We start from the raw sequence: 18,153 nt of genomic DNA on the forward strand, positions 1-18,153 counted from the left end.
AAGGTGATCTACTCCATGATCGACGGGGAAGGGCGCGGGATGAGGCCGAGCGACTCCAGGAACGAGGTCATCGCCGCGGTCGTGCGGGCGTGGTACAGGTCGCCGTTCGCGGTGCCCGGGTTGAAGAAGCCGTGCCGCTGGCCCTCGTAGGCGACCAGTATCGCCTGGTCGCCGCCGGCGGTCATCGCGTCGACGAAGCGCCGAGAGTTGCCGAAGGCGACCGCGGTGTCAGCGGTGCCGTGCAGCACGAGCGCCGGCGGGGTGCCGGGCCGCAGGTGGTGATACGGCGAGTACGCGCGGGCGTCGTCGTCGGCGTCGAACCAGGATCGGCCGTAGCCGTCGGGGTAGTCGCCGGTGGTGTCGGTAACCGGGTTGAACAGCACCAGCGCCGACGGTGCCAGGTCCGGCGGGGCGAGCAGGGCGGTCGCCAGCGCGAGGTGGCCGCCGGCCGATCCGCCGGCCGCGACCAGCCGGTCCGGGTCGGCGCCGAGGGCGGCGGCGTGCGAGCGGACGTGCCCCATGGCGGCGAGCGCGTCCTGGGTGGCGGCCACCGGCCCGTCGGTCCGGTACTCGACGAGCACGGCCACCATGCCGCGGCCGGCCAGGTGCTCCGCCTGCGGCCGGAACTGGTCGACGCGCCCGCGCCGCCAGCCGCCGCCGTGGAAGAACACCACGGCCGGGCGGGGTGCGTCGTGTCGGCCGAACGTCCACAGCCGCAGGTCGCGGCCGGCCACGCTGGCGTAGGTGCGCGGCGGGCCGAGGTCGGCCGTCACTGCGCGCCGACCGCGGCGGCGCGGGCGCGCTGGTCGGCCTTGGCCCGGTGGTCGACGGCGTCGGGGTCGAGGTGCCAGCGCAGCTGCGCGTCCAGCTCGGCCAGCACCTGGGCGTGCGCGGCGTCGCCGGCCAGGTCCTGGCGCTCCTCCGGATCGGCGACGACGTCGAACAGCTGCGGCGGGTGCCCGACGTAGGCGCAGTACTTGTAGCGTCCGCGCTTGAGCATGAACCCAGCATCCAGCATGCCCTGCGCGTGGTACTCAGAGATCACCGGTCGCGGCTCGACCGTAGCGCCCAGCAGGTCGCGACCCGGCAGGGACGCGTCCGCCGGCAGCCCGGCCAGTCCGCGCAGGGTCGGCAGCAGGTCCACCTGGCTCACGTCGCCCGCCACGCGCGCCGGCGCCGCCGCGCCCCGCGCCTGCGCCGGGGTGCGCACCAGCAGCGGCACCGTCACCGCCGGCTCGTAGAAGCACTGCTTCTGCCAGACGCCGTGGTGGCCGAGCATCTCGCCGTGGTCGCTGGTGTAGACGATCACGGTGTTGTCACGCAGCGGTGACTCGTCGATGACGTCCAGGATGCGGCCCACGTGGTGGTCGAGCTGGCTGACCAGCGCCCAGTAGCGGGCCGTGGCGACCCGTTGCTGCTCGTCGGTCAGCGGCTCGTCGTTGCGGAAGCTGCGCCGCAGCTGGGCGATCACCGGGTGCTGGTCCTCCGGCGCCGCTCCCCTCGTCGGCGGCAACACGACCGTCGACGGGTCGTACCACGCGGCGAACTCCGGCGCCGCCACCAGTGGGAAGTGCGGCTGCATGTACCCCACGTACAGCAGGAACGGCCGCTCGCCACCGTCCTGTGCCCGGGACGTCAGGTAGTCGACCACCAGGTCGGTGACGGTCTCGTCGTGCCGCGTGTTCGGGTGCTCGCCGACGCCGGTCTCGGCGACGTGAGAGTTCGTGCGCCGCTGCCACTCCGGCACCCGCCGCGGCGGGCGGCCGCTGTGGTCGACCCAGTGCTCCAGGTCGTCGGAGAGGCGCCGGTCGAACCCCCACAGCCGGTCCGCGCCGTTGAAGTGCGTGCGCCCGGCCAGCACGCTCTCGTAGCCGGCCGCCCGCAGGTGGTCGCCCCAGCTGCGCACCGACGGGTCCGGGAGGACGCCGTTGTCCCACGCCCCGATGTCGTGGACGTACCGGCCCGACAGCAGCGACAGCCGCGACGGCACGCACATCGGGCTGGCGCAGTAGGCGCTCTCGTAGAGCGTCCCCACTGCCGCCAGCCGGTCAATGTTCGGGGTACGCACCGTCGGGTGCCCGTAGCACCCGGTCGCGGCCGGGGTGTGTTCGTCGGACAGTACGACGACGATGTTCGGCGGCGCGGTCACAGGAACGGCGTGGCGGCCACGATCCGGGCGATCGCGGCCAGGTCGTCGGCACCGAGCTGCTGGAGCGGCCGGCGGGCCTGGCCGACGTCGAAGCCCTGGGCACGCAGCACGGCGCGGGCGAAGGCGACGTTGTCGTAGCCGGCGCCGGCCCGGATCACCTCGTTGGCCTGTTCCTGGAGCCGGACGGCGCCGGCCACGTCGCCCTGCTCCACGTGCTCGGCCAGCCGGACGAACAACCCGGCCATCACGTTGTAGGTGCTGCCGATCGCGCCGACGGCACCGGCGAGCAGGCCGTGGACGCATACCTCGTCGGCGCCGTTGTACACGACCGCGTCGGTTCCGCAGACGGCGACCAGCTGCTGCAGCTCGTACACGTCGCGTGAGGTGTACTTGAACCCGGCGACGTTCTGGTGGGCGGCCAGCTCGGCGAACATGCCGACGGTGTCACCGGCGCCGCTCGTGACGGCGGAGTCCAGGTGGTAGGGCAGGAACGGGACCGGTGCGGCCTCGGCGATGTCGAAGAAGTGCCGGCGCACCTGCTCGCGTCCGTGCTGGTAGTAGAACGGCGCCACGGCCGAGACGGCGTCGGCCCCGGCGCGGGCGGCGTCGGCGGCCAGGCGCAGGCTGGTGGCGGTGTCCGCCGCGCCCACGTGCGCCACCACCGGAACCCGGCCGGCCACCTGCTCGGCCACCAGGGCGGTGAACGCCGTCCGCTCGGAAGGCGTCTGCATCGGCCCTTCGCCGGTGGTGCCGCCGACGTACAGCCCGCCGATCCTCTGCCCGACGAGTGCCTCCACCACCTTCCGGGTCACGTCCGCGTCGATGCGGTCCTCGGCGTCGTAGGGCGTGACCAGCGCGGGGATGATGCCTCGCAGGTGCAACGTCATGTGTCCTCCGGATCTGACAGGCCGGCGGCGTCGTCGTCGACGGCAAGACCCGGCAACGACAGCTCCTCGGCGAAGTGACAAGCCACGCGCCGACCGTCGGCGGTGGGGCGCAGCGCCGGTTCCTCGGTCCGGCAGATGTCGCGGGCGAACGGGCAACGCGGGTGGAAGTGGCAGCCGGGCGGCGGGTCGGCCGGGTCGGCGACCTCACCCTCGAGCGGGCGCTGGGTGAGGATGTTGCGCCTGGTCGGGTCCGGCTGCGGTACAGCCGCAAGCAGCGCCTGGGTGTACGGGTGCTGGGGCCGGGTGAACAGCTCTTCGGTGGGGCCGAGCTCGACCACTTTGCCGACGTACATCACCGCCACCCGGTCGCAGAGGTACTCGACCACGGACAGGTCGTGGGAGATGAACAGGTAGGTCAGGCCGCGCTCGCGCTGCAGCGTCACCATCAGCTCGAGGATCTGTGCCCGGACGGAGACGTCCAGGGCGGAGACCGCCTCGTCGGCGATGACCAGCCGCGGGTCCAGGCTCAGCGCCCGCGCGATGACGATGCGCTGCCGCTCGCCGCCGGAGAACGCGTGCGGGAACCGGGAGCGGTGCTGCGGCCGCAGGCCCACCCGCACCAGCAGGTCCGCGACCCGGTCGTCGAGCTCCGCGCCGCGGGCGACACCGTTCACGCGCAGCGGCTCGCCGATGATGTCGCGTACCGTCATGCGCGGGTTCAGCGACGAGAACGGGTCCTGGAAGATCATCCGGATTTGCCGGCGGTAGTCGGGCAGGTCCCGGTGCGGCAGCGCGGCCAGGTCCACCTCGCGGCCGTCGCCGCCGCGGTACATGAGCCGTCCGCCGGTCGGCGCGTGGGTGCGCACGAGGCAGCGGCCGGTCGTGGTCTTGCCGCAGCCGCTCTCCCCCACCAGACCGAGCGTCTCGCCGGCGCGCACGTCGAAGGAGATGCCGTCGACCGCGCGCACCACTCGGCGCGACCGGCGCAGCCAGCCCGATCGCTCGGCGAAGTGCATCTCGAGGTCGCGGACCTCGAGCAGGTTGCCCTCGGCCATCGGCGGGGCGGCCTCCGCACCGCTCGCCCTGGTCTCCAGCGTCGTCTCCGCCATCAGCTGTGCACCTCCTCGGCCGCCAGCACGCACCGCACGTCGCGCCGCTCGGCCACGGTCACCGTCGCCGGCTCGACGACGTCGCAGGTGCCCGGCCGCGCCTGCGCGCAGCGCGGGTGGAACGGGCAGCCGCCCGGCCGCCGGTACGGGTCCGGCACGCTGCCCGGGATGATCGACAACGCCCGCCCGGCGCGGCGCTGCCCGAACCGCGGGATGGCCTGGAGCAGCGCCCTGGTGTAGGGGTGCCGGGGATCGGTGAAGATCTGTTCGGTCGGCCCGGTCTCGACGACGGTGCCCAGGTACATCACCACGACCTCGTCGGCGATCTGCGCGACGACGCCCATGTCGTGGGTGATGAACAGCACAGACATGTCCATCTCGGCCTGAAGCTGGACCATGAGCCGCAGGATCTGTGCCTGCGTGGTGACGTCCAGCGCCGTCGTCGGCTCGTCGGCGATGAGCAGCCGCGGGTGGCAGACCAGCGCCATCGCGATCATCGCTCGCTGCCGCATGCCGCCGGAGAGCTGGAAGGTGTAGGCGTCGTAGCGGCTCTCCGGCCGTGGCATGCCGACCTGGCCGAGCACCTCGATGACCCGGCCGCGAACCGCGTCGTCGTCGAGGTCAGTGTGCAGCCGGACCGACTCGGCGATCTGGGAGCCGATCGTGTGCACCGGCGACAGCGACGTCATCGGCTCCTGGAAGACCATGGCGATCTCGTCGCCGCGGATCTTCCGGATGTCCGGGCCGCCGGGGTCCAGCGTCGCCAGGTCCACCGGGTCACCGGTGCCGTCGCGGTCCCAGAGGATGCTCCCGCCAACGACGCGCCCGGGCGCGTCGACGATGCGTAGGATGGACCGGCCGGTGACGCTCTTGCCGCAGCCGCTCTCGCCGACCACGCAGACCGTCTTGCCGCGCGGCACCGAGAACGACGCGCCGTCGACCGCCGTCACCATCCCGGTGTCGGTCGCGAAGTGCGTGCGCAGGTCGCGCACGTCCAGCAGCGGCGGAGGCGACTCAACCACCGGCGACCACCTTCCCGACAGGGATCCGGGCCAGCCGCAGGCTGTCGTACGGGCGCTCGTCGCCGCGCTCGTAAAGGCACAGCAGGTGCCCGTCGCGGGTCAGCGCGAGGTCGCTGTAGGCGGCCGGGCCCTCGGTGACGACGATCCCGTCCGACCAGGTGCCTCCGTCGTCGAGGCTGGTCCGCACGGTCAGCCGCGTTCGGGTGGCGCTCGCCGGGTTGGCCAGGAACAGCGCACCGTCGGGGCCGGTGAGCACCGAGCCCTGGCAGGCCGGCTCGACCAGCTCCGGGTGCCAAGCGAACCCGTCGAACGTCCGGCCGCGGTCCTCGCTGTAGGCGTGACCGCGCAGGTTGGTGCGGGCATGGTTGCGCACGTTGAAGTACACCCGGCCGTCGGCCAGCTCCGTGACCGTCGACTCGTTGGTGCCGTCGGGCAGCACGCCGCCCACCCACCACGTCGCGCCGCCGTCGTCGCTGAGGATGACGTGCGAGCGGAACGGGTCGTTCCACCGGTCGTGCTGGACACCGACGGCGTGGTCGCACGGTACGACGATCCGACCGGACGTGAGCTGGACGGCGTGACACGGCCCGGTGGCGTACCACGTCCACGACGGGTCCTTCACCTGCGCGGTGATCTCGACGGGCTCGGACCAGGTGGCGCCGTCGTCGCTGCTGCGGGTGACCCACACGGTGCGCTCCCCCACCCCGGCGCAGATGTCGGTCTCGGTGTGCTCGGCACCGTTCTGGGTGAACAGCAGCACGACGTCGCCGCTGGCGCGGTCGACCACGGGTGCGGGGTTGCCGCGGGTGAACCCGTCGGCCGAGGTGACCAGCCGGGGCTCGTCCCAGCTCTGCCCGTGGTCGTGGCTGCGCCGGACCAGGAGGTCGATCTGGCCGGCGTCGCCGCCGCCGTGGCGCCGGCCCTCGCTGAAGGCCAGGACCGTGCCGAGCGCCGTCACCACCAGGGCCGGGATCCGGTAGGTGTGGTAGCCCCCGGTGCCCGCGGCCCACAGGTCCGTGCCCGACGGGTCGGTCCCGGACGGGTCGGTGCCGGTCACGTGCGCTTGCGCCATCGTCGTCCTCCGGTGTTGTACGGGTCGGCGGCGTCACGCAGGCCGTCGCCGACGAAGTTGAGTGCCAGCACGGCCACCACGACCGCGATGCCCGGGATGAGCAGCCACGGCGCCGAGACGAGGCTGCGCACGTTCTGTGCCTCCTGCAGCAGCACGCCCCAGCTGACCGCGGGCGCCTGCATTCCGAGGCCGAGGAAGCTCAAGGCGGTCTCGGCCAGGATCATCGCCGGGATCGCCAGCGTCAGCGCCGCGATGATGTGGCTGCTGAACGACGGCAGCAGGTACCTGCGGATGATCCGCAGCGACCCGCAGTTGTCCAGCCGGGCCGCCTCGACGAAGTCCTCCTCCCGCAGCGCCAGGAAGCGTCCGCGGACCACCCGGGCCAGGTCGGTCCACCCGATCACGGAGAGGATGACCGTGATGGCGAAATACTTGGTCAGGACGCCCCAGTCGTCGGGGACGGACGCGGCCAGCATCATCCACAGCGGCAACGTCGGGATGCACATGATGAACTCGATGAGCCGCTGCGCCGCGGTGTCCACCGCGCCGCCGTAGTAGCCGGACAGGCCGCCGATGAGGATGCCGATCACCATGCTGGCGGCCACGCCGACCAGGCCGATGGACATCGACACCCGGGTGCCGTGGACGAGCCGGCTGAGCATGTCGCGGCCGAGTCGGTCGGTGCCCAGCACGAACACCGGGTTGTCCGGGTCCGTCGGGCCGATGAAGTGCCGGTCCCACGGGATGAGCCCGAACAGCTCGTACTCCTCGCCCTTGACGAAGAACCCGAGCTCGGCGGTGACCGACTCGTCGATCGACACCGTGCGCCGCTGCGTCTCCTCGTTCGTCGTCACCTCGTAGCCGTGGGCGAACAGGCCGATGGCGAACCCGTCGCTGGTGTCGACCGGCCGGATCAGTTGCGGCGGTGCGTACTGCAGGTCGTCGAACCGTGTGGACGGGCTGTACGGAGCGAGGAACTCGGCGAAGATCGCCACGAAGTAGATCATCCCCAGGACCACGGCGGCCGTCATGGCCAGGCGGTGCCGCCGGAACCGGCGCCACATCATCCGCCACTGGCCGACGGTTCCCGGGTCGGCCTTGGTGTCGGTGCTCGCCGCGGCGGACGCGGTGGTGCTGTCGGGATCGCCGGGATCGCCGCCCGCGGCCGGCGGGAGCAGGGTCACGTCGCTCATGTCGCCGTCACCTCCTGCCGTAGCGGATACGTGGGTCGAGCCGGGCGAGCAGGATGTCCGAGATCAGCGTCCCGACGACGGTGAGCACGCTCAGCACCAACAGGAAGCTGCCGGCCAGGTACATGTCCTGGCTCTCCAGCGCCCGCAGCATGACCGGCCCGGTGGTGGGCAGGCTGAGCACCACCGAGACGATGATCTCCGCGGAGATCAGCGACGGCAGCAGCCAGCCGACGGTCGACACGATGGGGCTGGCGGCGATCCGGCTCGGGTACTTGATCAGCAGCCGGCGCTCGGGCAGCCCCTTCGCGCGGGCGGTCACCACGTACGGCCGGTTGAGCTCGTCGAGCAGGTTCGCCCGCACCACCCGGATCATCCCCGCGGTCCCGGCGGTGCCGATGATCACCACCGGGATCCACAGATGGGCCAACAGGTCCAGGACCTTGCCGAGGTTCCATCTGGCGTCGACGAACTCCGGTGAGAAGAGCCCGCCCACGCTCTGCCCCAGGTACCGGTACGAGACGTAGAGCAGGATCAGCGCGATCAGGAAGTTCGGGATCGCCAGCCCGATGAACCCGACGAACGTGGCGGCGTAGTCGCCGACGGAGTACCGCCGGACCGCCGAGTACATGCCGATCGGGATGGCGACCGCCCACACGAATGCCAGGGTGGTGACCGACAGCAGGATCGTCAGGCCCAGCCGCTCCTGGATCACGTCCGACACCGGCGCGCTGTAGACGAGGGACTGCCCGAAGTCGCCGTGCAGCACGATGCCGGTGATCCACCGCCAGTACTGCACCCACACCGACTCGTCGAGCCCGTACCGTTCCCGCAGCGCGTCGAGCTGGCCGCGGTCGACGTACTGGCCCTCCGCCTCCAGCCTCGCCACCACCGTGGTGAGGTAGTCACCCGGCGGTGCCTGGATGACCAGGAAGGTCACGATCGACACCGCGATCAGGGTCGGGATCATGTAGAGCACGCGGCGGATGACGAACTGCGTCATCATCGTCGCCTCACCCGCCGGTGCTCGTGGTGGTAGCGCATGTCACTCGCTCTTGAAGAACTGCTCCGGGTTGTACGGAGCGGGGTTGGGGTACGGAGAGCCGGAGGGCATCTGCTCGGGCAGGTTGTGCATGGAGTTCTTGACCACCGCGAACTCCTGCCGCGGCGTGGCGATGCCGATCTGGTAGAACTCCTCGGCCGCGATGTCGAGGATCTGCTTGAACAGCTCCTCCTGCTGGTCCGCATCGAAGGTCGCCTCGAGCTGCCGCCACAAGTCGTACTGCTCCTGCACCGGCGCCGGCGGCTCCTCGCCGTCCGGGTAACCCTCGTACCAGCGCGCCCACATCTCGCCGTAGGCCGCGGGAGCGGCGACTGGGACGTAGTTCCAGGGCACGATCAGCGCGGCCCGGCCACCGAGACCGGAGCCGAAGTGCGCGTCGAACTGGTTGCTGTCGCGCCGCTCGGTGCGGACCTCGTCGGACACCGGGTTGATCCGCAGCTCGATGCCGACCGCGGCCCAGTAGTCGACGAGCAGCTCGCCGACGTCGGTCCAGTTGAACACGTCGATCCGCGCGTCGATGGTGACCACGATCGGCTGGCCGTCCGGGCCGAGCCGGATGCCGTCGGCGTTGCGCTCGGTGTAACCGGCCTGGTCGAGGTGCTGGTTGGCCAGGTCGACGTCGTACTCGACGTACTGGGTGGCGAGCTGCTCGTGGTAGAAGGGTGTGCTCTCCAGCGGGCTGGTCTGCCACGGCTCGCCTTGTCCGTTGTAGACCAGGTCGATGATCTCCTGCCGGTTGATCGCGTACGACAGCCCGATCCGGAAGTCCTTGTTGTTGTAGATCTCCCGCTTGACCGGGTCCGGGTGGGTGAGGTTGAGCTGGACTGTCGCGATGTTCATGCTGTCGTAGTCGTAGGTCATCAGCCGGTAGTCACCGGCCTCTTGGTTCTCCGACACCAGCGGGTAGTTGTCGCCCTGGTTGAGGCCGCGGTGCTCGAGGTCGACCTCGCCGTCGATGGCGCGCAGCAGCGCGACCTCGGCGTCCTCGACGATGGAGTACGAGACCTGGTCGAGGTAGGGCAGCTGTTTGCCGTCCGGGTCGACCTTCCAGTAGTACGGGTTGCGCTCGGCCGTCGCGGTGGTGCCGTCGTTCGGCGGATCGGTGACCACCCACGGCGCCAGTCGCGGGATGTCCACGTTGCGCCGCCAGTCCACGCGGTTCTCGAACAAAGCGACCCAGTCGCCCAGGCCGCTCTCGGCCACCAGCGCCTCGACGTCGGGATTGTGGTCGGGGTGGAACTGCTCCAGGTAGTGCCGCGGGTGCTCCGCCACCTGGACGCCGCGATCCAGCGTCGCCATGTCATGGAGGAAGAACGCCTTCGGCGCCGCGAAGTCGAAGCGGACCGTGTGGTCGTCGACCTTGGTGACGGTGACCGGCTCGCCGCCGGCGGTGAGCCAGCCCGGCACGCTCGGCGTGAGCGTCTCGTTCATGAGCACCGACTCGTACCAGAACATGATGTCGTCGGCGGTGAACGGCTCTCCGTCGGACCACCGGGTACCCGGCCGCAGGTGGAACGTGTAGCTGCTGCCGTCCTCGTTGACTTCGTAGTCCGCGAGGTTGGGCAGGATCTCGTCGGTGCCCGACGCGCCGGTGTATTCGCGCGCCCACCGGACCAGCCCTTCGTAGCCGATCGGGTTCATCGCGTTGTCGTCGTCCGGTCCCATCATGTACGTGCGCCACTCGCCGCCGTACGTGCCGATCTCCTCGACCGGCTCGACCACAAGCGGCTCGTCCGGGAGCCGCTCCTCCACCGGCGGCAGCGTCCCCGCCTCGACCTGCGCGGCCAGAGTCGGTGCCTCCGGCCCGCCGGCGGCGGTGTCGCTCGCGGGCGTGTCGTCGTCCTCGCCGGTGTCGGCGTCGGTGCTGAAGAACGAGCACCCGGTGAGCACGACGGCGGACAGTGCCGCCAGGGCCCAGGTTCGTCTCCGATGGGGCATCGTGTGACCTCCTTGTCAGCTGTCGCCGAGACGTTCGTGAAGCAATCGCGTCGATCTGACCGGCTGGACCGGTGTCCGCGGGCTGGCTATTGTCCGCACATCGGTACGACAACCGATGTGTGCCTAGCAGATATCCTACAGATGTCCCGTGTCAAGGGCCGCACCGAAAATTCCGCCGAAATGCAACCCGTACCGGAGGGTGAAACGATGCCGCCGTCTCGTCCCAATATCGTGGTGATCCTCGCCGACGAGCTGCGCGCCGACGCGCTCGGCTGTTTCGGCAACGAGGTCTGCCGGACACCGAACCTCGACGCTCTCGCGGCCGCCGGCACGATGCTGTCGCAGTGCATGGTCACCCAGCCGACCTGTACACCGAGCCGGGCCTGCCTGCTCACCGGCTGCTACCCGTCCGCGCTGCGATCGCGCATGGTGGGCTGCCACACCCCGGACGACCCGCGGTTCCTGCCCCGGCTGCTGGCGGCCGCCGGTTACCGGACCGCGGCCGTCGGCAAGCTCCACCTCGTGCCGCAGGCCGACGAGGCCGTGCTGATCCCGCCGGTCGGCCAGCAGGGCCCGGACTTCGACTACTACGGCTTCCAGCACGTCGACCTGGTCAATGGACACGGCATGGGGACGTACGGCCCGGATTTCACGCCGTGGCTCGAGCGGCGCGTCCCGGACCTCGCCGAGCGGCGCGCCCGGACCCGCCCGATGGCGCCCGGGGTCAACAACGCCAGCGGGTCGCTGCGAACGCACACCTGGGAGCTCCCCGCCGACGCGCACTCGGGCGAGTACGTGGTCGACCGCGCCGCCGCGTACCTCGAGGACCACGCCCGCGACGGCGAACCCTTCTTCCTCCAGGTCTCCTTCCCCGACCCGCACCACCCGTTCACCGTGCCCGAGCCGTACGCGTCGGCCTACGATCCCGCGCGGATGCCCGTCCCGGTCCCGCCCGTGAGCGCGGCCGACGGCGCGACCGCCCTGCAGCTGGCCGCGCATCGCGGCGAGACCGGCCGGCGCGACCCCGTCATCGGCACCCCGCCGGACGACTACACCCGGTACACGACGGCCGACTGGCAGGCGGCCACGGCCATCTACTACGGCATGGTGACCCTGCTGGACGAGCAGATCGGCCGGATCCTGGCGACACTGCGCGCCACCGGGCTCGACGACGACACCGTCGTCGTCTTCGCCACCGACCACGGCGAGTACCTCGGCGACCACGGCCTGGCCGGCAAGGGGTTCCACTACGACTCCGCCATCCGGACGCCGATGATCGTCCGCGGCCCCGGGATCCGTGCCGGCGCGCGACTGGACGACCTGGCCTCCACCCTCGACCTGGCGCCCACGCTGCTCGACCACGCCGGCGTACCCGCGCCCGAGGGCGTCCAGGGGGTCAGCATGCGCGCCGCCTGGGCCGGCGAGGCCCGGCTGCCGCGCCATGCCGGTGTCCTGACGGAGAACGACGACGACTTCGTGCCCATGCGGGCGCGCACGCTCACGACTCCGGACTGGAAGCTCACCTGGTACCACGGCTGCGCCGACGGCGAGCTCTACGACCGGCGGCGCGACCCCGCCGAGCGCTACAACCTGTGGCACGACGCCGCCGCCGTCGCGGTGCGCTACGAGCTGCTCCCGCAGCTGCTCGACCAGGTCCTCGGCGCCGTGGACGTCATGAACGGGCGCCGGCAGCCACCCAGCCCGGCCGTGCCGAACTGGGCGGCGCCGCCCTGACGTGTAGGCGTTCAGCCGACGACCTGGTTCAGCGGCAGGTGCAGAAGCGGGTCCGTGGCGACGTTCTCCACCGCGAGCGCCCGGACCTCGTCGGCCGTCAGCGCCCGGCCGAACAGCCACGCCTCGTCCATCGCGCCGACCAGCGGGTTGTTGATGCCGTCGACGCGGGCACCCAGCCTGATGCCGGTGCGCGCCGCCGCGGACACCGACCCGGCGACCGGCGCGGCCGTGGACGCGGCCCCGTCCAGGTAGAGTGTGACGCCGGTGTCGTCCCTGGTCAGCGCGACGTGGTGCCACTCACCGTCGGCGAAGTCACCGGGCACCGACACGTACCTGGCGATGGTGCCGTCGTCGAGCAGCGCGCGGATCCGGCCCGCGCCGGGCTCGAGACGGATCCACCACAGGCCGTCGCCGTTGTGTGCCCACATGACGGCCTGGTCGAACTCGCGCTCGGAACGGAACCAGGCGGCCGCCGTGAACTCCCCGGTGCCGAAGGCCAGCTCCTCCTGGTGCGGGAGCTCCACGTAGTCGCCGGCGAGCTCCAGTGCCCGGCCGAACACGCCGGGCACCGTGCCAGGGCTCCAGGAGACCGCGCCGTCGTGGTCGTGGCCGGACCGGTCCGGCGTCGTCGACGGATCGCCGGCCGGCCGGTCGAGCAGCCGCTCCGGGACCACCGCGAAGCTGATGCGGTGGTGATAGGCGAGCTCCCGCTCGTCGTAGACCCGCTCGCCGTTCTCGAACAGCACGCCGACGTCGCGCTGGCCCGGCCGCCCGCCGAGGTCCACGAGATCGGAGTAACCGGACGGGCCCTCGTAGACCTGCGCTCCCCTCGACCAGCTGGCGCCACTGTCGAAGCTGGACCACAGGGTGAGGTTCTCGCGCGCCGTGGCGTGACCGGGCACGGCGAGCAGGATGCGGTCGGCCGCGCCGCGCTGCGCGGGCAGGCGGAGCAGCGAGCCCTGTACTTTCGACGTCACCACGCCGTCGACCGGCGCGTAGGGCTGGTCGAACGACGCTCCCCCGTCGCTGCTGACGGTGTCGAGCCGCTGGCCGGGACTGGTGCCCTGGTCCCGTGAGCTGAAGTAGACGCCGCCGTCGGCCAGCTCGACCACGGAGGTCTCGTTGGGGACCAGCCCACCGGCGCCGCCGGGCTGGTCGATCGCGCCCAGCTGCCAGGTGGTGCCGCCGTCGTCGCTGTAGAGGCTGTGTCCGCCCGCGTCGACGCCGGTCGAGCAGTCCCGGCCGGAGCCTTCCGGCGGTGCGACGCTGTGGTTGCCCGGGATGACCAGCCTCCCGGCGTGCTCGCCCTCGGTCAGCTGGATGCCGTGGCCCGGCCCGCCGACCATGTGCCGCCAGTCAGCGGGCTTCACATCGGCGGTGATGTCCACCGGCTCGGACCAGGTGGCGCCGTCGTCGTCGCTGTGGAGGACGAACGGGCGGCGGGTCTGCTCCTCGTCCGCCACGCCGCACTGGATGTCGTTACCGCTCACGTCGCCGCCGGCGCGGGTGACGTTGAGCACCACGCGCCCGGTGCTCTGGTCGACGACGGGGACCGGGTTGCCCACCTTGTTCGCGCCGGCGTCCCAGACGACCTGAAGTGCGCCCCAGGTGCGCCCACCGTCGGTGGAGCGCTTGAGCACCATGTCGATGTCGCCGTCATCGCTGGCGCTGTTCACCCGGCCCTCGGCGAAGGCCAGCAGGGTGCCGTCGACGGCCTGCACGACGGCGGGGATGCGGAAGGAGTGGTAGCCATCCTCGCCGCGGCTGAAGACGGTGGACATCTCGATCGCCCGATCGGGTGTCGCCTGCGCCGGCGCCGGCGCCCAGCCGGCTCCGCTCGCGCCAATGCTGGCCGCGAGGGCGAAACCGGCCAGGCCGGCGGTGATGGACAAGCGGGTCCTGCGACGTGTCGTCGTCGACATCGTGCTCCTTCGAATGGGATGCGGAACAGCTCGTACGTGCGGGAACGGAACGGGACGTGCGTCAGGCTCGCCAGGGCGCGAATCCGGGCCGTGCGGCGGCCTCGGTGACACGGGCGGCGAACCAGTCGCGGTGCTCGGTGTGCCGGTCCGGGTCCGGCTGCGGGACGTTGGGGCGGTCGACGCGTGGCGCCCGCTCGTCCAGGTAGTCCGGCGGCGGCGTGTCGAACAGCCACCGGGCCAGCGCGTCGCGCAGGTCGCGAACCTGGACCGCGCAGGCGGGGTCGTCGATCCGGTTGTCCAGCTCGTGCGGATCGGCGGCGAGGTCGTAGAACGCGTCTCCGCCGTCGTCGCCGTAGGCCAGCAGCTTGCGGGTGGCGGTGCGGGCCATGGCGGCCGGCCGGCCGTGCCGGTTCTCGGCGAAGACGCAGGCGCGGGCCGCCGCCGGGTCGGCCAGGTCCAGCCCGGGCAGGGGCGCCTCCGGTTCCAACCCGGCCGCCGCGAGCACCGTCGTCGCGACGTCGACCAGCGAGACGAGCGACCCGTCGCGTTCACCGGCGCGCTCGGCGCCGTCGGAGGCAGGGAACTTCACCACCAGCGGGACCTTCGCCAGCGGGTCGTACATCGGACCGTTCTTCAGCAGCAGGTGGTGGAAGCCGAGGTACTCGCCATGGTCGGATGTGAAGACGATCAGCGTGTCCTCGTACAGCCCGCGCCGGCGCAACCGCTCCAGCAGTAGCCCGATCCAGTGGTCCAGATGCGTGATGGTGGCGTAGTAGTGCGCCAGGACCGTCCGCAGGGCCGACTCTGTGAGCCCGTCGTAGCCGAAGTACTCCTCCGCGTGCCGCCGGTCCGGCTCCGGGATCGTCTCGGTCCAGCCGGGCGGCAGGCGCAGCCCGGCCGGGTCGTACAGCGCGTCCCACGGAGCCGGCGGGTCGAACGGGTGGTGCGGCTTGATGAACGACACGTGGAGCAGTTGCCCGCCGCCGTCGCCCCAGCCGTCCAGCTCGGCCAGGGCGTGGTTGCCGATCCACGTCGTGGAGTGCCACTCCTCCGGCAAATCGGAGCGGCCGGCGCCGTACGTCGTCCAGTACGCAGGCCCCGCCGACGACCGCAGCGGTTCCTCCTGGTCCAGCAGATCGACCACCGGCGCGAGCCCGGCCGCGCGCAGGTCGCGGTGGTAGTCGTCGTCGTACCGCCCGGGCCCGTGCTGCTCGGCCAGGAGCAGGCTGTCGTAGCCGACGTCGAGATAGGTCGGCGTGAAGTGCATCTTGCCGACCGCCGCGGTGCGGTACCCGGCCCGGCGCAGTGCCCGCGGGAACGTGTCGATACCCGGCGCGAGCGTGCTGCGGTTGGTCCAACCGCCGTGCTGGTGCACGTACCTGCCGGACAGCAGGGAGTACCGCGACGGCGTGCACACCGGCAGCGGGCAGAACGCGTCGGTGTACAGCACGCCGTCCGCGGCCAGCGCGTCCAGCGCGGGGGTGCGAACGTCCGGGTTGCCGGCCGCGCCGAAGCAGTCCGAGCGAAACTGGTCGGCCTGGATGACCAGGACGTTCGGCCGGCCGGTCATCGACCCGTCGCCGCTGGCAGCAGGCCGAACGTGTCCAGCCGCTCGCGCAGCTCGGCCAGCTCGGTCTCGCTCGGCGAGACCAGCGGCGGCCGGCACGGCCCGCAGTCCGGCCCGACCAGGCTGGATGCCGCCTTGAACCCGGCGAGCTCGCCGCCGAACCGGCCGACCGCCTCGATCGCGGACTGTGCGAGCACCTGGCAGCGCCGTGCCTCGCGCAGCTCGCCGCGCTCGACGTGCTCGATCATCCGCAGGTACAGCGGCGCGGTGAAGTTGTAGGCCGAGCCGATCGCCGTCCGGGCACCGATCCCCATCGAGGCCAGCAGCAGCCGGGCGCTGCCGACGTACACCTCGAACCGGTCCTCCGCCAGGTCCAGGCAGCGCTGCAGGTCGGCAAGGTCGCCGTCGGCGAACTTGACGCCGGCGAAGGTCGGGACGCGGTCCTCCGCGGCCAGCAGCACCGCGCTGGCCGGCACCTTCACGCCCGTCATGCCCGGGATGTGGTAGTAGATGAACGGCAGCTCCGGCGCCGCCTCGCACACCCGCCCGATGAACCCCACCACCGCCTGCGCGTCCGCCGGGCGGTGATAGTACGGCGGCACCGCCGAGATCGCGTCCGCGCCGACCCGCTGAGCGTGCGCGGCCAGGTCCCGCGCCTCGGCCAGACTGGTGTGACCGACGTGTGCGATGACGTCGAACCGGCCCGTCGCCTCGCCGCACCAGCGTTCCAACAGCGCCTTCCGTTCCGCCGTCGTCATCGAGGCGCCCTCCCCCGCCGACCCGCCGACGTAGACACCGCGGGCTCCCCAGCCCGCCGCGGCGTCGGCCTGCGCGGCCACGACGTCGAGGTCCAGCTCGCCGTCGGCGCGGAACGGGGTGAACACGGCGGTCAGCAGGGTCATCGGCGAACTGGGCGTGGAGTGGTTCAGCACGGTCAAGGCCTGGCCTTTCTCGGAGGATGAGGTGGACGGTGCGCGTGTCGGCAGCTGGCTCACGCCTCGACGTCGTCGAGCACCAGGAAGTCGCGCGGGTCGACGGCCAGGCCGTCCACCCCGTCGCGCAGTGCCGACAACGACGGACGGGTCGCGATGCCGATGGCCCACGCCTCGTCCACCAGGACCTCGTTGAGCTGGGCGAACGCCGTTTGCCGGTCCGCGTCGGTGATCGCCGTCCGGGCGGCGGCGACGGCCTGGATGTAGGCGTCGGGCACCGCGGCGCCGAGCATCACGTTCTCGGTGCTCGGCAGCATCTGCCGGCCGCGGGAGATCAGGGATGGGCTCTGCAGGTTGTTCGGCTGGGCGGCGACACAGCATTGCAGCCGGCTGGCGAACAGCTCCTCGAGGAACGTCGTCTGTTCCATCGGGTCGATGGTGAGCTCGAAGCCGATCTTGTCCAGGTCGGCTTGGATGATTTGGAGAATCTCGATGGCGCCGGGTTCGTCGCCGACGCCGGCGACGGCTTGGCGGGGGCCGCCGGCGGCGTCGAGCATGGCCGCGGCGGCGTCGAGGTCGAAGCTGTGTGAGTCCAGGTAGGCGGGGTCGAACGCCGGCGACGGCGGCATGAACGCGGTGTAGATGGGCTCGCCGAGGCCGAAGCGGACCTGTTCGATGATGCGTTCGCGGTCGATGGCGCGGGCGACGGCCTGGCGTAGTGCCTTGTTGTCGAACGGCGGCAGCGCGGCGTTCATGAAGAACAGGTCCATCCGGCCGCCGCCTTGGACCAGGGTGAACCGGCTCTCCAGGCGCTCGGCGTGCCGCAACGCCAGGTACACCGCGCCGTCGACGTCGCCGGACTCCAGCGCCGCGACCAGTGCCTCCTCGTCGTTGAAGAAGCGGTACTCGACCTCGTCCAGGTGCGGCTTGCCGTCGTTCCAGTGGTCGGGGTTCTTGGTGAGGACGAGGCGGCGGTCGCGTTCGAAGGTGTCGAGGAGGAAGGGTCCGGAGCCGGATGGCTCGGTCTCCAGCGTCGCCGGCACGTTGCTCGCCGCCGGAACCAGTGGGAAGGCGAACATCCAGTCCAGGACGAGGCCCTCGGGTGTCGGCTCGGTGAAGGCAAGCTGGACGGTGCGCTCGTCGACGGCCGTGGCGGTGGAGATGAACGAGGCCGGCCCGGTCTGCGTGAAGCCGGCCTCCGGGTTCTTCGCGCGCTCGATGCCGGCGACGATGTCGGCGGCGGTGACCGGGTCGCCGGTGTGGAAGGTGGTCTCACGCAGGGTGATCGTGCCGGACAGGTGATCGGGGGCCAGCTCCCAGCTCTCGGCACCCGCGGGGACCGGGGTGTAGTCGTCGGCGGCCGTGTAGTCGATCAGATACGTGTAGAAGGTGTGGATGTGCATGGCCGAGTTGGTCAGGTAGGGGTCGAACTGCATGATCTCGGTCGTGCCGAGGATGAGACGTCCGCCGGTCGCGTTGCCCGAGGTCGAATCGTCGTTGCCGCAGGCGGTGAGGAGGGGGAGGCCGAAGAGTGTGCCGGCACCGGTGATGCCTATGGTGCGTAGGAG

General features: G+C 71.5%; 14 protein-coding genes. 1 reads left to right on the plus strand and 13 read right to left on the minus strand.

Translation table 11 applies throughout. From position 1 onward, the window contains the following. Positions 1 to 8 precede the first annotated feature (8 nt). The 9 genes from E1269_RS17055 to E1269_RS17095 are packed head-to-tail and all read right to left on the minus strand — an operon-like array spanning position 9 to position 10,430. Positions 9 to 773: an alpha/beta hydrolase gene (locus E1269_RS17055; protein WP_162606462.1), complete on the minus strand. Its 765-nt coding sequence runs from the start codon at positions 771 to 773 to the stop codon at positions 9 to 11. Further along, positions 770 to 2,149 (minus strand): sulfatase family protein, encoded by a 1,380-nt coding sequence (locus tag E1269_RS17060; protein WP_131896643.1) that lies wholly within the window; start codon positions 2,147 to 2,149, stop codon positions 770 to 772. The genes E1269_RS17055 and E1269_RS17060 overlap by 4 nt, the downstream gene beginning before the upstream one ends. After that, positions 2,146 to 3,036 carry a dihydrodipicolinate synthase family protein gene (locus E1269_RS17065; RefSeq protein ID WP_131896645.1) on the minus strand — a complete coding sequence of 297 codons (891 nt, stop codon included), beginning with the start codon at positions 3,034 to 3,036 and terminating at the stop codon, positions 2,146 to 2,148. Before E1269_RS17065 ends, E1269_RS17060 begins: the two co-directional genes overlap by 4 nt. Next, positions 3,033 to 4,145: an ABC transporter ATP-binding protein gene (locus E1269_RS17070; protein WP_131896647.1), complete on the minus strand. Its 1,113-nt coding sequence runs from the start codon at positions 4,143 to 4,145 to the stop codon at positions 3,033 to 3,035. The genes E1269_RS17065 and E1269_RS17070 overlap by 4 nt, the downstream gene beginning before the upstream one ends. Beyond that, positions 4,145 to 5,167, minus strand: coding sequence for an ABC transporter ATP-binding protein (locus E1269_RS17075; RefSeq protein ID WP_203433775.1), 1,023 nt, complete (start codon positions 5,165 to 5,167; stop codon positions 4,145 to 4,147). Before E1269_RS17075 ends, E1269_RS17070 begins: the two co-directional genes overlap by 1 nt. Beyond that, a complete protein-coding gene (locus E1269_RS17080; RefSeq protein WP_131896649.1) occupies positions 5,160 to 6,239 on the minus strand; it encodes a sialidase family protein in 1,080 nt (359 codons plus the stop codon). Before E1269_RS17080 ends, E1269_RS17075 begins: the two co-directional genes overlap by 8 nt. Further along, positions 6,221 to 7,432: an ABC transporter permease gene (locus tag E1269_RS17085; RefSeq protein ID WP_131896651.1), complete on the minus strand. Its 1,212-nt coding sequence runs from the start codon at positions 7,430 to 7,432 to the stop codon at positions 6,221 to 6,223. The genes E1269_RS17080 and E1269_RS17085 overlap by 19 nt, the downstream gene beginning before the upstream one ends. A gap of 7 nt (positions 7,433 to 7,439) precedes the next feature. Continuing rightward, positions 7,440 to 8,432 carry an ABC transporter permease gene (locus E1269_RS17090; protein ID WP_131896653.1) on the minus strand — a complete coding sequence of 331 codons (993 nt, stop codon included), beginning with the start codon at positions 8,430 to 8,432 and terminating at the stop codon, positions 7,440 to 7,442. A 42-nt stretch (positions 8,433 to 8,474) separates the two neighbouring features. Next, positions 8,475 to 10,430, minus strand: a complete 1,956-nt coding sequence (locus tag E1269_RS17095) for an ABC transporter substrate-binding protein (protein WP_131896655.1) — start codon at positions 10,428 to 10,430, stop codon at positions 8,475 to 8,477. 207 nt (positions 10,431 to 10,637) lie between these two features. Here E1269_RS17095 and E1269_RS17100 point away from each other — a divergent pair, with 207 nt between their 5' ends. Further along, positions 10,638 to 12,164 carry a sulfatase family protein gene (locus E1269_RS17100; RefSeq protein WP_162606463.1) on the plus strand — a complete coding sequence of 509 codons (1,527 nt, stop codon included), beginning with the start codon at positions 10,638 to 10,640 and terminating at the stop codon, positions 12,162 to 12,164. An 11-nt stretch (positions 12,165 to 12,175) separates the two neighbouring features. Here the strand turns inward: E1269_RS17100 and E1269_RS17105 are convergent, their stop codons facing one another. The 4 genes from E1269_RS17105 to E1269_RS17120 all read right to left on the minus strand — a co-directional run. Further along, entirely contained in the window at positions 12,176 to 14,086 is a 1,911-nt protein-coding gene (locus tag E1269_RS17105; protein ID WP_131896659.1) for a sialidase family protein, read from the minus strand. 61 nt (positions 14,087 to 14,147) lie between these two features. Continuing rightward, positions 14,148 to 15,656: a sulfatase-like hydrolase/transferase gene (locus tag E1269_RS17110; RefSeq protein ID WP_131896661.1), complete on the minus strand. Its 1,509-nt coding sequence runs from the start codon at positions 15,654 to 15,656 to the stop codon at positions 14,148 to 14,150. Beyond that, the gene (locus tag E1269_RS17115) at positions 15,653 to 16,555 is read right to left on the minus strand and encodes a dihydrodipicolinate synthase family protein (protein WP_203433779.1); all 903 of its coding nucleotides are present in this window, start codon (positions 16,553 to 16,555) and stop codon (positions 15,653 to 15,655) included. Before E1269_RS17115 ends, E1269_RS17110 begins: the two co-directional genes overlap by 4 nt. Before the next feature lie 89 nt (positions 16,556 to 16,644). Then, positions 16,645 to 18,153 (minus strand): ABC transporter substrate-binding protein (locus tag E1269_RS17120; RefSeq protein WP_131896665.1); only part of this gene is annotated, 1,509 nt, incomplete at its 5' end.

It is taken from the genome of Jiangella asiatica, from assembly GCF_004349065.1.
In the GTDB taxonomy this organism is placed as follows: Bacteria; Actinomycetota; Actinomycetes; order Jiangellales; family Jiangellaceae; genus Jiangella; species Jiangella asiatica.